The 13,250-nt window shown below is 41.7% G+C and carries 13 protein-coding genes and 1 other RNA gene; 6 read left to right on the top strand and 8 right to left on the bottom strand.

All coding sequences use genetic code 11. The features are described 5' to 3' along the window. Positions 1–460 precede the first annotated feature (460 nt). The gene (locus tag SJY38_RS01425; RefSeq protein WP_377109165.1) at positions 461–2,167 is read left to right on the top strand and encodes a transporter substrate-binding domain-containing protein; all 1,707 of its coding nucleotides are present in this window, start codon (positions 461–463) and stop codon (positions 2,165–2,167) included. Beyond that, positions 2,164–3,576 carry a sigma-54 dependent transcriptional regulator gene (locus SJY38_RS01420; RefSeq protein WP_004589118.1) on the top strand — a complete coding sequence of 471 codons (1,413 nt, stop codon included), beginning with the start codon at positions 2,164–2,166 and terminating at the stop codon, positions 3,574–3,576. Before SJY38_RS01425 ends, SJY38_RS01420 begins: the two co-directional genes overlap by 4 nt. Positions 3,577–3,651: 75 nt before the next feature. Here SJY38_RS01420 and rnpB read toward each other — a convergent pair. Together rnpB and rsmI are read right to left on the bottom strand one after the other, a co-directional pair. After that, positions 3,652–4,030: RNase P RNA component class A (gene rnpB / locus SJY38_RS01415), an RNA gene on the bottom strand. 43 nt (positions 4,031–4,073) lie between these two features. Further along, positions 4,074–4,931, bottom strand: a complete 858-nt coding sequence (rsmI, locus tag SJY38_RS01410) for a 16S rRNA (cytidine(1402)-2'-O)-methyltransferase (protein ID WP_377109163.1) — start codon at positions 4,929–4,931, stop codon at positions 4,074–4,076. Between the two features lie 61 nt (positions 4,932–4,992). On the opposite strand from rsmI, the gene SJY38_RS01405 reads away from it, so the two are divergent. From SJY38_RS01405 to dolP, 4 genes are all read left to right on the top strand, one after another. Next, positions 4,993–6,876, top strand: coding sequence for a penicillin-binding protein activator (locus tag SJY38_RS01405; protein ID WP_121637965.1), 1,884 nt, complete (start codon positions 4,993–4,995; stop codon positions 6,874–6,876). 12 nt (positions 6,877–6,888) lie between these two features. Further along, positions 6,889–7,260 (top strand): YraN family protein, encoded by a 372-nt coding sequence (locus SJY38_RS01400; RefSeq protein ID WP_004589112.1) that lies wholly within the window; start codon positions 6,889–6,891, stop codon positions 7,258–7,260. Positions 7,261–7,328: 68 nt separating this feature from the next. Continuing rightward, the gene (locus SJY38_RS01395) at positions 7,329–7,922 is read left to right on the top strand and encodes an SIS domain-containing protein (protein WP_004589111.1); all 594 of its coding nucleotides are present in this window, start codon (positions 7,329–7,331) and stop codon (positions 7,920–7,922) included. Beyond that, complete coding sequence (gene dolP / locus SJY38_RS01390; protein WP_004589110.1) at positions 7,915–8,481, top strand: division/outer membrane stress-associated lipid-binding lipoprotein; 567 nt, start codon at positions 7,915–7,917, stop codon at positions 8,479–8,481. The genes SJY38_RS01395 and dolP overlap by 8 nt, the downstream gene beginning before the upstream one ends. Positions 8,482–8,551: 70 nt before the next feature. Here the strand turns inward: dolP and SJY38_RS01385 are convergent, their stop codons facing one another. From SJY38_RS01385 to rpsI, 6 genes are all read right to left on the bottom strand, one after another. Further along, entirely contained in the window at positions 8,552–8,989 is a 438-nt protein-coding gene (locus SJY38_RS01385) for a ClpXP protease specificity-enhancing factor (protein ID WP_004589109.1), read from the bottom strand. Next, positions 8,989–9,615, bottom strand: coding sequence for a stringent starvation protein SspA (gene sspA, locus SJY38_RS01380; RefSeq protein WP_004589108.1), 627 nt, complete (start codon positions 9,613–9,615; stop codon positions 8,989–8,991). Before sspA ends, SJY38_RS01385 begins: the two co-directional genes overlap by 1 nt. An 80-nt stretch (positions 9,616–9,695) precedes the next feature. Continuing rightward, positions 9,696–10,445 carry a cytochrome c1 gene (locus tag SJY38_RS01375; RefSeq protein ID WP_024033324.1) on the bottom strand — a complete coding sequence of 250 codons (750 nt, stop codon included), beginning with the start codon at positions 10,443–10,445 and terminating at the stop codon, positions 9,696–9,698. Beyond that, positions 10,442–11,707, bottom strand: a complete 1,266-nt coding sequence (locus tag SJY38_RS01370) for a cytochrome b N-terminal domain-containing protein (RefSeq protein ID WP_004589106.1) — start codon at positions 11,705–11,707, stop codon at positions 10,442–10,444. The genes SJY38_RS01375 and SJY38_RS01370 overlap by 4 nt, the downstream gene beginning before the upstream one ends. Next, complete coding sequence (petA, locus tag SJY38_RS01365) at positions 11,707–12,297, bottom strand: ubiquinol-cytochrome c reductase iron-sulfur subunit (protein WP_004589105.1); 591 nt, start codon at positions 12,295–12,297, stop codon at positions 11,707–11,709. The genes SJY38_RS01370 and petA overlap by 1 nt, the downstream gene beginning before the upstream one ends. A 555-nt stretch (positions 12,298–12,852) precedes the next feature. Beyond that, positions 12,853–13,245, bottom strand: a complete 393-nt coding sequence (gene rpsI / locus SJY38_RS01360) for a 30S ribosomal protein S9 (RefSeq protein WP_024600778.1) — start codon at positions 13,243–13,245, stop codon at positions 12,853–12,855. Positions 13,246–13,250 lie beyond the last annotated feature (5 nt).

Here is a 13,250-nt window from a genome sequence, read left to right as displayed (position 1 = left end):
ACAGTAGTGAGTTTAGTATTTAGCAAAAGCGATTATTAAGCCCACTCGCTTAAAAGCCAAGCGCCTTGCTTAAACTGCCCTAGCTTGAAAAACGTTAATCTACACAGGTCAACATTCTCTAAATAGGCCCAACCAATAAAAGCGATTTAATAGCCGATATTAAATCGCTTTTATTTTATTAAACAGCCTTAAAAAGACATAACTGCCTTACAAAAAACCTTAATTAACAATTAATTTATTCTTATTTAGTTTAAAGTATAAATAGATAAGACTTAAAACCATGATAAATTCGTTAGTACCTAATTTATATAAAATTAAAATACAGACTATAGTCCCCTGCTGCCAACTAAAAACAACCTTATTTGCGGCTGTAAAAGGAACATAAACGCCATTTTATTTGTACTGTTTAGACAATTTACAAACGCACTACCACAACTAAAAAATGCAGAGGTTTACTCACTTGTTTATTAAACAAAACGCTTGGTTTTATGTATTAAAAATAGCGCTACTAAGCCTACTGGGTATTAATAGCCTAAACTGCATTGCACAAGCTAATTTATCGCAGCCTAAACAAATTATAGTGGGCGGAGATTTTAACTACCCCCCTTATGAGTTTATTAACGAAGATGGCGAACTTACAGGTTACAACGTAGAACTTAGCCAAGAAATAGCCGCTGTAATGGGGCTTAATATAAAAATAAAGCTAATGCCCTGGGCCGAAATAAGAGCCGAGTTTGACTGTGGAAATGTGGATATTTTACAAGGCATGGCCGCCACACCCGAGCGCACCGATCTGTATAACTTTAGCCCGCACACGTTTGTTAACCACTCTATATTTGCGCGCGACAATAGTCCTAAAATAACGCACTACAGCGAGCTTGAAAACTACCGCGTTATTGTACAAAGCAATGGCTCAGCATTTGATATGCTTAACCACTCAGGCTTAAACATTACCCTTATACCGGTTGAAACCCATGCCGATGCCCTGCGCTTGCTTGCCTCTGGCCGCTATGACTTTGCAGTGGTTTCAAACTTACCCGGTTTATATTTAAGTAAAAAATTGGGGCTATCAAACATCACTGCTATTTCTAGCCTAGAAAGAAACCGGCTTTATGGCTATGCCACTAAAACCGCAGATGAAGCACTGTTATCGCAATTTACTCAAGGCTTAGCTATTTTAAAAAACACCGGCCGTCAGCAAGAAATTTACGACAAATGGTTTGGCCCGTTAAACGTATCACCTTGGTCAAAAGCTGGCGTAATAGCAGGTATATGTGTAGTGGTGCTGCTACTAATTAGTACCGTGGTGATAATTTGGAACAAAGCCCTGCGCAAAAAAGTAGAAAGCCGCACCAAAGAGCTACAAGCCCAGCAGTTACAGCTACTTCATGCAGATAAAATGGCCTCACTGGGGGTGTTGGTTTCGGGAGTAGCTCACGAAATTAATAACCCATGTAGTATTTTAACGTTAAATTTTCCGTTTATAAAAGAAGCCTTTGAAGATGCAACAGACATACTTGATGAGCATCAAGCACGCCAAGGCGACTTTCTTGTTGCCGGTGTAAGCTATCAGCGCTTTAAACATATGCTGCCAGAAATTTTAGACGATATGCACATTGCCAGTAACAAGGTAAAAGGCATAGTAGAGGATTTAAAAAGCTTTGCCGTAAAAGGTGAAGCATCGCATGAGAAAACTGAGCAGCTAGATTTAAACCTACTAACAAACCGCTCTATTCGCTTAGTCACAAATCAAATTAAAAACTCGACAAACCACTTAGAGGTTAACTTAGCCAACTCACTGCCTGCGTTTAAAGGCAGCGGCAGCCGCATTGAGCAAGTAATCGTAAATTTAATTTTAAATGCCTGCCAAGCGCTTGAAGACAAATCGCAAAAAATTATTATCACCAGCTATTTCCATACTAAACACAATCAGGTTGTGCTGAGCATTGAAGATCAAGGCGTAGGCATTGATCAACAGCACTTAATTAAGCTCACCGACCCGTTTTATACCACCAAACGACAATCTGGCGGCACTGGCTTAGGGCTTTCTGTATCAGCGGGGATCGTGGCAGATCACCAAGGCCAACTCACCTTTAAATCAACCCTCGGTAAAGGCACAAAAGTAAAGCTATCACTACCCTTATTACAACACGAGAGTGAACTATGAATACTAATTTATATCCTAGTTTTGAGGTCCTCATTTGTGATGACGACAACAGCTTTTTACGAAGCATATCGTTTGCAATAGAGCGCTACTGCGGCATTAACAACATTGTACAATGTAATGATAGCCGCGATGTAATTGCCAAACTAAACCAAGGGAATGTTCGCGTTGTATTGCTTGATTTAAACATGCCACATATCAGTGGCGATGAGCTTATAGCGCAAATTACAGAGCTTTTTCCGCACATTTCGGTGGTGATCATCAGCGGCATTAACCAAGTAGAAGCCGCTGTAAAATGCATAAAGTTAGGTGCTTATGGTTATCATGTAAAAACAGAAGATCCCGAACGCCTAAGCAATAGCATAATGCAGGTGGTGCGTTTTCAAGAGCTAAACCTAGAAAACCAAGCCATGCGCGGCTATCTACTAGAAAACCAAACAAGCCTGCATCCTGCGTTTTCTAAAATTATCAGTGTAGATCACCAAATGCATTCGGTGTTTAATTACATTGAGTCTATATCAAATAGCCAACAACCTATTCTTATAACCGGAGAAAGCGGCGTAGGAAAGGAGCTTATAGCCAGAGCCATTCACGAAACCAGTAGCTGCAGTGGCGAACTTGTGTGTGTAAACGTAGCCGGCCTTGACGATAACTTATTTTCGGATACCTTATTTGGCCATAAAAAAGGCGCTTTTACAGGTGCTGAGCAAGCCCGCAAAGGCATGATAGAACGCGCATCAGGCGGGATACTATTTCTTGATGAAATTGGCGATTTAAACCTGGCCTCGCAAGTAAAGTTATTAAGGCTTTTGCAAGAAGGCGAATATTACCCAGTAGGCAGCGATACCCCAAAGCGCATCAACGCGCGCATTATTGCAGCCACCCACCAAAATTTACTCACTAAAAAAGAAAATGGCGAATTTAGAAACGACTTATACTACCGTTTAAAAATTCATCATGTAAATATTCCGCCGCTTAGAGAGCGCAAGCAAGATATAGCCTTATTACTAGAGCACTTTTTAACGCTTGCCGCACAAGAATTTAATAAACCGGTGGCAAGTATTCCAAAAGAATTATTAATTTTACTCGAAAACTACGCTTTCCCAGGCAATATAAGAGAGCTGCGCGCCATGGCCTTTGATGCAATGAGCACCCACCAAAGTGGCGCCCTGTCTATGAAAGCGTTTGAAAGCGTACGCAGCGCCGTGCCCAAATTAGATATGCAAGCCCAGCTTGCCAAGCCGTTATTTGAGTCAACATCAACGCTACCCACTTTAAAACAAGCCGCAGAATTACTGGTAGCAGAAGCTATGAAACGTAGCAACTCAAATCAATCAATGGCAGCGCAACTACTCGGTATATCGCAGCCAGCACTCAGTAAGCGACTTAAAAAAGGACAGCCTGAGCCTTAAAAAACAACAAAGTACTTAATCAAATTTTAGGCACAAAAAAGCCCGCAGCGTTAACTGCGGGCTTTTTTGTTGAATGAGTGAGTTAGCCATGTAAGCCGGGTTCTGTCCTTTCCGAAGAAAGTGATAATCATTCGTCTAGGCCATAAATCGCTCTATGGCTCAAGCAACCTACCCGGTTCTCACGTGGGCCACGCGTTCATTATTTAAAATGATAGAACCCTATTTGGTCTTGCTCCGAGTGGAGTTTACCTTGCAACCAACTGTTACCAGTGGCCCGGTGCGCTCTTACCGCACCCTTTCACCCTTACCAACCCGAGGGTTGGCGGTCTCCTCTCTGCTGCACTTGTCGTGGGCTCACGCCCCCCAGCCGTTAGCTGGCACTCTGCCCTGTGGAGCCCGGACTTTCCTCCCCCTGATCATTTTCGTCACAGGCAGCGATTATCTTGGCTAACTCGGCGCGCAGTATACATGAGCTGCGCCTTGTACGCAGTAAAGATTTACCCTTTTTCGTCAATAATTGTTTTATACAGGGCGTTTTTCTTCATTCCAAAGTATTCAGCAACAATACCACAGGCTTTTTTCATCGGCATTTCGCTTTCAAGTAGCGCTAGCATTTTACGTGCCTCGGGTGGAATATCGTCCACAAGCTTAGGTTTGCCTGGCAACATTAAAACAATTTCGCCACGTTGCTTAGTGGGATCATCAGTTAAAAATTGCTTGAGCTCACTCACTGTGCCGTTAAAAAAAGTTTCAAAGGTTTTGGTTAGCTCTTTTGCAAATACCACTTGTTGCTCACTACCTAAGGCCGCTTCTAAATCATCTAGGCTTGCCATAATACGGTGGGTGCTTTCGTACATTATGCTGGTAATGCTTGAGTTTACAGCTTCTATGAAAAAGTCTTGGCGGGCTTTACTTTTAGCCGGTGTAAAGCCAATAAACTGAAAACGATCTGTTGGCAGGCCTGAGCAACACACTGCAGTAATAGCAGCACACGCACCGGGCACGGGTGTTACATGCGCGCCTTGCTCGCGGCACAAGTTTACAACGGCATAACCTGGGTCGCTTATCAGTGGCGTGCCGGCATCTGAAACTAGCGCGATATTTTTGCCTTCGTTTAGCCAATCAATAATCTGCTGCGCTTTTTGTTTTTCGTTATGGTCATGTAATGCAAAGGTTTTAGCCTTTATACCAAAGTGGCTTAGTAGCTTACCGGTGTGGCGCGTGTCTTCAGCAGCGATTAAGTCAACTTGCGATAATGTCGCGATGGCACGCTGGCTTAAGTCGTCAAAATTGCCAATTGGGGTGGCAACAATGTAAAGAGTGCCAATTTTCTGTGAATTCTCCTCATTTAACATTGAGGTCTCCTGCGTCAGTCAGTAATATAAGCAAATCGCGTTAACGTATTGGGAAATCATTGTGCGACTTAAACTTGTTAGTCTATTAATTATATTGTCAGGGTTATCGGCCTGTAGCACAACCGAAAAACCAACTAAAAATAGCGATAGCATTAACACCAGTGCGAATGCGCTGCAAAATCAAGCAACCAGTGCCGATGCTATTTATAAATTAGCGCTTAATCGTACCGGTGCCGACAAAATTCAATTGCTTTATAGTGCGCGTGATGCGGCTATTTCGGAGCAAAGCTGGCCGTTACTTGAAAACATTTGTAATGAGCTTGAGCAAACCCCAAGTGTAGATAAAATTCAAAACCGCTTATACATTGCTTATGCACAAAAGCAGCAAAATAAAAACGACCAAGCGCTCGTTATTTTGCAATCGCTCGATGGCCAACTTAAACAGCCTGAACACTTTGCTTGGCATCAATATTTAACTGCTAGCATATATGCATCGCAAAACTTTCCTAAGCGCGCCGCACCTTATTTTTTTAGAGCCTCAGAAACTGCGAATAAAAACAATATTGAGATCCCTGCTCTGCAAAGTGCGCTTTGGGATAACTTAACAAAGCTGTCTTCTTATGCGCTAGAGCGCTTTAATCGTGGCTCTGTTATTCAACAAGGTTGGACTAACTTAGCTTTGTACCACCAGGTATATGCAAATAGCGGTGTAGAGCTTGACCAAGCCATTAATAATTGGCGCCGTCGCTACCCTGGCCACCCTGCCGTAGCTATTTTACCCGAGCAAGATGAAGCCCTAGCCGACCTAGCACCAGTTAATATAGAGCGATTAGCTGTACTTTTACCGCAATCAGGCGCAAATGAGCGCTTAGGTGACGCCCTAAAAGCCGGCATTTTGGCAGGGCTTGATAAGCAAACTATTAGCGACACTGTTTTTATAGATGAGAACCTTTCAACCCAAGTGCTAAGCGAGCAGCTGAGTCAATTTAATCCAGACTTTGTGATTGGGCCATTATTAAAAGCGAATATAGATAAACTTGCGCAAGCTAAAACACTTATTGATACCCCAACATTACACTTAAATACATTTGATGGTGAGCGACTCTCGCTGCAACATTACTTTTTTGCTTTAAACCCTGAGCATGAAGTGCAGCAAGCGCTGGAGCACTTTTTAGCTAAAGGTTATCAAAAGCCTATGTTATTAGCGCCTAATAATGCCAATGGTCAGCGTTTGGTTGATTACTTTAATATTCAGTGGCAGCGCTATAGCGAAACAAAACCGCAAATTGGGTTTTATAACGATAACAAAGACATGCCAAACACAATTACAAGCTTGTTAGAGGTTGATAAATCTAAGCAGCGTATTAAAACGGTTAAGTCTTTATTTAAACAAGAAGTAGAAAGTGAAACCCGCTCTCGTAGCGATATTGATGCGATTTACATTTTAGGCGACGCTATAGAAACACGCCTGATAAAACCTTATTTAGATGTAAATGTAAGTACTTTTGCACAGCGTATCCCGCTTTATGCCAGCTCTAAAAGCCATAGTAAACAAATAGATCGCACTGATAAAGGCGATTTAGAAGGGCTTTACTTTACAGAGCTTCCGTGGATGCTTAATGCGACAGTTAAACAACATAACTTACGCAACCAATACAACACGCTGTGGCCTGAAAATGCCGATATAAGCCAACGCCTATTTGCCATGGCTTACGATGCCGTGTCGGTGCTAAGCGACATTAGGCAATTGAGTGTAATGCCCGGTAATAAGTTTACAGGTTTAAGTGGGAAGCTTTCGGTGAATACAAGCGGACACATAGAGCGTACGCTTGATTGGGCACAATACACAAATAGACGCATAAAAGCCGTACAGCTAGAAACAAAGCAGCCCGTGCCTTTATTTATGCAATCAGCCAACGAAAGCAATACGCTTACGTTTGATTAATCTGGAGCGGCTATGTCGTGGTTTAAAGAGCTGTGGCAAAATAGCCGAGAAAAAGGCCAGTACTATGAACGCCAAGCAGAGAAATACTTAACCCGTGAAGGGCTTACGCCTATTGAGCGTAATTATTATTGCCCCTTTGGTGAGCTTGATGTAATTATGAAACACGGCGATACGCTTGTATTTGTAGAAGTTAAGTTTCGTAAAAACAATGCGAGAGGCGGTGCAAATTATGCCCTTGGCGCACAAAAACAAGCACGATTAAAACGCACTATTTATCACTACTTGGCAGCAAAAAACTTAACTAATCAGCCTATAAGAGTCGACTACGTTGCCATTACAGGTGAAGGCTCTGGCAATATAAATTGGATCAAAAGCGTACTTTAACACCACGCAAACAGATTAGTAAAACGCCCAGCAACAAACAAAAATGACGAATAAATTATTGGTAGTCTATGCAAGATACAATTAAAGAAATTTTTACAGAAAGCATTCAAGTACAAATAGCAGCAGGCGAAGTACTGCCAAGCGCACTAGAGTCTGCGGCATTTACCATTGCACAAAGTTTAATTAATGGTAACAAACTCCTTTGCTGTGGCACGGCAAACTGCCATATGCTAGCGCAGCACATGGCCGGCGTATTAGTTAATCACTACGAAACAGAGCGCCCCTGTTTACCTGCTATTGCGCTATCTCAAGAAAACATCAATTTAGGGCAAAGTAGCCAAGTAGATGAGCATGATACCTTTGCTCGCCAAGTACGTGCCTTTGCACAGCAAGGCGATTTACTGCTTGCGTTAGCAATTAATGGCAACGAAAAACATATTATTTCTGCTGTAGAAGCGGCACTTACTAAAGATATGAAGGTCATAGTGATGGTAGGTGACGATGGTGGAGAACTCGTTGGATTATTAGGCCCTAATGATGTAGAAATTCGTACGCCTTCTAAGCGCCCTAGCCGCATTATTGAATCTCACTTAGTTAACTTACATTGCTTAAGTGAACTGGTTGATTTAACTCTTTTCCCGCAGGATGAAAATTATGTTTAAACGCTCTCTTATTGTTTTAGGTACTGTTGTTTTACTGCAAGGCTGTGCAGCCGCAGTGGTTGCAGGAACAGCTGGTGCAGTAACAGCAGCAAATGATCGCCGCACCATTGGCTCGCAAATAGACGACAATAATATAGAAATTAAAGCCAGTATTGCGCTTAGTGAAGTTGAACGACTAGAAAAGTTCGCCAATGTAGACGCTATAAGCGTTAATGGCATTGTTTTACTGGTAGGTCAGGTTGCCAATCAAGAAATGAAAAACCAAGCTCAGCAGAGCATTGAGGGGCTCTCAGGTATACGTAAAATACATAACCAAATTAGAATTGGCTCAAATATTGGAATTACCACACAAACGCATGACTCGTGGCTAACCTCTAAAGTAAAAGCGCAGCTTTTAACAGCTAAAGATATACCGAGTAATAATATTAAAGTAGTGACCGAAAACGCTGAAGTATTTTTAATGGGATTAGTATCTGAATCTGAGTCTAACCAAGCGGTTAACATTGCACGCAATGTATCGGGTGTAGAGCGCGTTATTAAAGTGTTTGAATATTTATAAAATACATAAAAAGCCGTTGATAAGGCACATAAAAAAACCGCTTAATTAGCGGTTTTTTTGTATTTAAGCGTTACTTGATAACGCGTAAATGTGAGCCTTTTTTCTTTTCTGGCTTTTCTGGCGGGGTCTCATCAATAATTTCATCTGATGTTTCCACACTTTCAAGGTCAGGTGCAAAATCGTCTTCGTCCTCTAAAAACTCATCTGCAGTAAAGACTGTTCCTTCGCCATTTTCACGCGCATAAATAGCAAGCACCGCACCTAAAGGCACATATACTTGCATTGGCTGTCCGCCAAAGCGCGCATTAAAGCTTAGTTGTTCCATATCTAACGAAAACCCAGTAACGGCAGAAGGGCTAATATTAAGCACTATTTGGCCATCTTGTACAAACTGCGTAGGCACTTGTACTGCTGGGTACTGCGCATCAACCACTAAATGTGGTGTGCAGTCGTTATCTACGATCCAATCAAAAAAAGCACGTAGTAAATAAGGACGATTAGGCGTCATTATAAACGGATCTCACGCTCTGCTTCAGTTAAAGAAGCTTGGAATGACTCACGCTCAAATAAGCGGATCATGTACTCTTTTAGCTCTTTAGCGCCAGAGCCATTAAGCTCAATACCAAACTCTGGTAAACGCCATAATAGTGGTGCTAAATAACAATCCACTAAGCTAAACTCTTCACTCATAAAGTATGGAGCTTCGTTAAAGATTGGTGCAATTGCAAGTAACGCTTCAGTTAACTCTTTACGAGCTTGTGCAGCATCTGCTGTATTGTTAATGATTTTTTCAGCAAGGCTGTACCAATCAGTATCAATACGGTGCATCATTAAACGGCTACGACCACGCATTACCGGATACACAGGCATTAGTGGAGGATGAGGGAAACGTTCATCAAGGTATTCCATGATGATGTTTGCCTGATATAAGCCAAGCTCACGGTCAATCAGTGTGGGTACTGTACCGTAAGGGTTAATTTCGTGAAGTGCCTCTGGCAAGTTATCCTTTTCAGCCAAATGAATATCTACACTTACACCTTTTTCTGCAAGTACAATACGTACTTGGTGGCTATACATACAGTTAGCACCAGAAAAAAGGGTCATTACAGGGCGCTTATTGGCAGCTACGGCCATGCCTATACCTCCATTAAATAACTAAAACAGCAATAGGGGCTTAAGCCCCTATTGCAAAATTACCTTGTAAAATGCTCAAATTAATGAACATCTCTCCAGTATTCTTTCTTAAGCATAAATGCCAAGATAAACAGGATAACTAAAAATCCAATTACCTTAATACCTAACGCTTCTGACTCAAGGCGTGTAGGTTCACCTACATACTCTAAGAAATTCGTTAAATCACGAACCGCTTGATCGTATTCATCAACGCTTAATTCGCCCTTACCATCTGTTTCAGTACCAACAACTTTAGTCACTGTTTGACCATGTTGTTCAACTTCTTCAATGATAGGTGTTGGTAAACCTTGTAGTTCTTGAAGAACATGTGGCATACCCACCGATGGGAATAACGTATTATTTACGCCAAACGGACGAGATTCATCTTTATAAAACGATTTTAAGTAAGTGTAAATCCAATCACTGCCACGCACACGCGCCACATTGGTTAGATCCGGCGGAGCCGCACCAAACCATTTAGCAGCATCTTCTTTTGCGATAGCGTTAAGAATATGGCCACCTACTTTTGAACCATCAAAAATCAATTGCTCTTTACCAAGCTCGGTTGGAATACCAATATCACGGAAAGTACGTTCATAACGTTGATACTGCATTTGGTGACAACCAAGACAGTAGTTCATGAACAACTTTGCGCCGCGCTGCAAAGAAGGCTGATCAGATATATCGTTACCCGCTTCCATAAGAGGAACCGAAGGACCCGCAGCCATAACCATGTTAGGCAGCAAGTTTACTGATAAAGCAAATACACCAATAAGTAGCTTTTTCATCATTTCGTTAACCTCTCAGGCAATGGCTTAGTTTTTTCATTCTTACTGTATATAAATAACAGTACGAAGAACATAAAGTAAGTCACAGTACAGATTTGAGAAATTATCGTTTTCATATCAGTTTGTGGAGTTGCACCCACCCAACCTAAAAGAACGAAAGTTACAACAAAACCTGCAATGTTCCATTTGTGGAAACCACAACGGTAACGAACCGATTTAACACGACCACGGTCAATCCACGGTAACAATGCGAGTACCACAATTGACGCACCCATAGCCGCAACACCGATAAGTTTATCAGGGATTGCACGTAAGATTGCATAGAATGGCGTAAAGTACCAAACTGGGAAAATGTGCTCTGGTGTTTTAAGTGGGTTTGCTGCTTCAAAGTTTGGCGCTTCTAGGAAGAAACCATTCATCGCAGGCATAAAGAATACAACCCAACAGAACAAGATTAAGAAACCAACCACGCCCACAATATCTTTTACTGTGTAGTACGGGTGGAACGGTATCGCATCAACAATGTCTTTTTTGTCGGTGTAATACTCATGGAATTTAAATTTAGACTTATCTTCTTCAGCCACAGTGCCTTTTTTGCGTTTTATTTCAACACCGTCAGGGTTGTTAGAGCCCACTTCGTGCAGCGCAACAATGTGTAAGAACACTAAAATTACAATAACCAATGGTAGTGCAATAACGTGTAATGCAAAGAAGCGGTTAAGCGTTGCACCCGATATTACGTAGTCACCACGGATCCAAAGTGTTAAGTCATCACCAATTACCGGAATAGCCCCGAATAACGAAATGATTACCTGCGCACCCCAGAACGACATTTGACCCCATGGTAGTAAGTAACCCATGAAGGCTTCAGCCATTAATGCTAAGAAAATAAACATACCGAACAACCACAGTAATTCACGTGGTTTTTGGTAAGAGCCGTAGATCATGCCACGGAACATATGCATATAAACAACGATGAAAAACGCAGATGCACCCGTTGAGTGTAAATAACGTAATAACCAACCGTATTCAACATCACGCATGATGTACTCTACTGATGCGAAAGCGCCTTCAGAAGAGGGAACAAAGTTCATCGTTAACCAAATACCAGTAAGTATTTGGTTTACTAGTACTAACATGGCTAGCGAGCCAAAAAAGTACCAGAAGTTAAAGTTTTTAGGTGCTGGATACTGTGCAATGTGCATGTTCCAAACACGTGTCATTGGGATACGGTCGTCAATCCAACTAACAATTTTACCAAACATTAGGCTACCCCTTTTTCTTCGCCCACTAAAATAGTGGTTTCATCAAGAAAAGTATAAGGTGGTACTTCTAAGTTCAATGGTGCAGGAACTGATTGAAATACTCGCCCAGCCATATCAAATTTAGAACCGTGACATGGACAGTAAAAACCATCATCTGTCCCTTCAACTTTTTCACTAAAGTTACCTTGGAAAAAGCCTGGAGAACACCCTAAATGCGTACAAATACCAACAGCGACAAAAATCTCTGGGCGTAATGAACGGTAATCATTTGTTGATGATTCTAGTTGTTGTGGCTCTTGCGATTGCGGATCACGAAGTTGACCTTCATGTTCTTTCATCTGCTCAAGCATTTTAGGGGTACGTGATACAACCCATACAGGTTTACCACGCCACTCGACACGTATTAATTGTCCTGGCTCAAGTTTGCTGATATCTACTTCTACAGGCGCACCCGCAGATTTAGCTCGCTCACTTGGATTCCAAGACGCAATAAAAGGAACAGCAGCCCCAGCCGCACCAACACCACCTACAACAGAGGTAGCTATGGTTAAAAAGCGACGTCGGCCATTGTCTACAGGCGCATTGCTCATCCACTTATCTCCACTATGATTCTCAACACTTGCTATATTGAGAACATCAGTTACAGCAGGTTAATTTTTCGAAATTTTTAAAATAGAAGCGATCATAATTAAAACCCTTGATTAAAACAAGGTTATTCACAGCCTCACGCTCGAATAACCCGACTTGATCAATAGTTTGATAAAGTAAGCTCGAGAATAAAGCCGAATGACTATAATAGCGCTTCTGTAAAAACAATATACTGACCAAGATCAACCCCACTACGAGGAAACAGATAAACTGTACATGGTGATGTTGAACTTGCTCATACTACTTGCCAGCCAATTGTAGCAAAAAATTCCACCAATTAACTGATGGATTTACACTAATTGCGATAATTATTTAACTTTTTTGCAGCGAAATGGGTATTTTAAAGCTTTCGTACATTAAATACGCAGTATTTATAAAATATGATCAGCGCCTAGCCTTAAAAAAGCGGGCTTGAGGTAGGTAAGTACTTAAATTTTAATGCCAAAAACAAAAAACCCAGCATAAGCTGGGTTTTTGAATTCTTGATAACGTAAAAATTAACGTTTTGAGAACTGTGGACGCTTACGCGCTTTCTTAAGACCCACTTTCTTACGTTCAACTTTACGTGCATCACGTGTAACAAAACCTGCTTTACGAAGTTGTGGACGTAATGACTCGTCAAACTCCATAAGTGCACGAGTGATACCGTGACGGATAGCACCAGCTTGACCAGTTGTACCACCACCGGCAACGGTGATGTGAAGGTCAAATTTTTCAGTCATGTCAACAAGCTCAAGAGCTTGACGAACAACCATGCGTGCTGTTTCGCGACCAAAGTACTCTTCTAAAGAGCGCTTGTTGATTACGATGTTACCAGTGCCTGGGCGTAAGAATACGCGAGCACTTGAACTTTTACGACGACCTGTACCGTAGTATTGATTTGCCATGATAGTGC

Source organism: Pseudoalteromonas sp. R86517 (assembly GCF_042466295.1).
In the GTDB taxonomy this organism is placed as follows: Bacteria; Pseudomonadota; Gammaproteobacteria; order Enterobacterales; family Alteromonadaceae; genus Pseudoalteromonas; species Pseudoalteromonas atlantica.
The sequence above is the reverse complement of the archived record's forward strand: the minus strand, read 5'-3'. Positions and strand labels throughout refer to the sequence as shown.

Excerpts from the sequence above, each read along its gene's own strand:
- SJY38_RS01420 (WP_004589118.1), top strand. The coding sequence starts at position 2,164 with ATGAATACTAATTTATATCCTAGTTTTGAGGTCCTCATTTGTGATGAC.
- rsmI (WP_377109163.1), bottom strand. The coding sequence starts at position 4,931 with ATGTTAAATGAGGAGAATTCACAGAAAATTGGCACTCTTTACATTGTT.
- SJY38_RS01400 (WP_004589112.1), top strand. The coding sequence starts at position 6,889 with ATGTCGTGGTTTAAAGAGCTGTGGCAAAATAGCCGAGAAAAAGGCCAG.
- SJY38_RS01395 (WP_004589111.1), top strand. The coding sequence starts at position 7,329 with ATGCAAGATACAATTAAAGAAATTTTTACAGAAAGCATTCAAGTACAA.
- dolP (WP_004589110.1), top strand. The coding sequence starts at position 7,915 with ATGTTTAAACGCTCTCTTATTGTTTTAGGTACTGTTGTTTTACTGCAA.
- SJY38_RS01385 (WP_004589109.1), bottom strand. The coding sequence starts at position 8,989 with ATGACGCCTAATCGTCCTTATTTACTACGTGCTTTTTTTGATTGGATC.
- sspA (WP_004589108.1), bottom strand. The coding sequence starts at position 9,615 with ATGGCCGTAGCTGCCAATAAGCGCCCTGTAATGACCCTTTTTTCTGGT.
- SJY38_RS01375 (WP_024033324.1), bottom strand. The coding sequence starts at position 10,445 with ATGATGAAAAAGCTACTTATTGGTGTATTTGCTTTATCAGTAAACTTG.
- SJY38_RS01370 (WP_004589106.1), bottom strand. The coding sequence starts at position 11,707 with ATGTTTGGTAAAATTGTTAGTTGGATTGACGACCGTATCCCAATGACA.
- petA (WP_004589105.1), bottom strand. The coding sequence starts at position 12,297 with ATGAGCAATGCGCCTGTAGACAATGGCCGACGTCGCTTTTTAACCATA.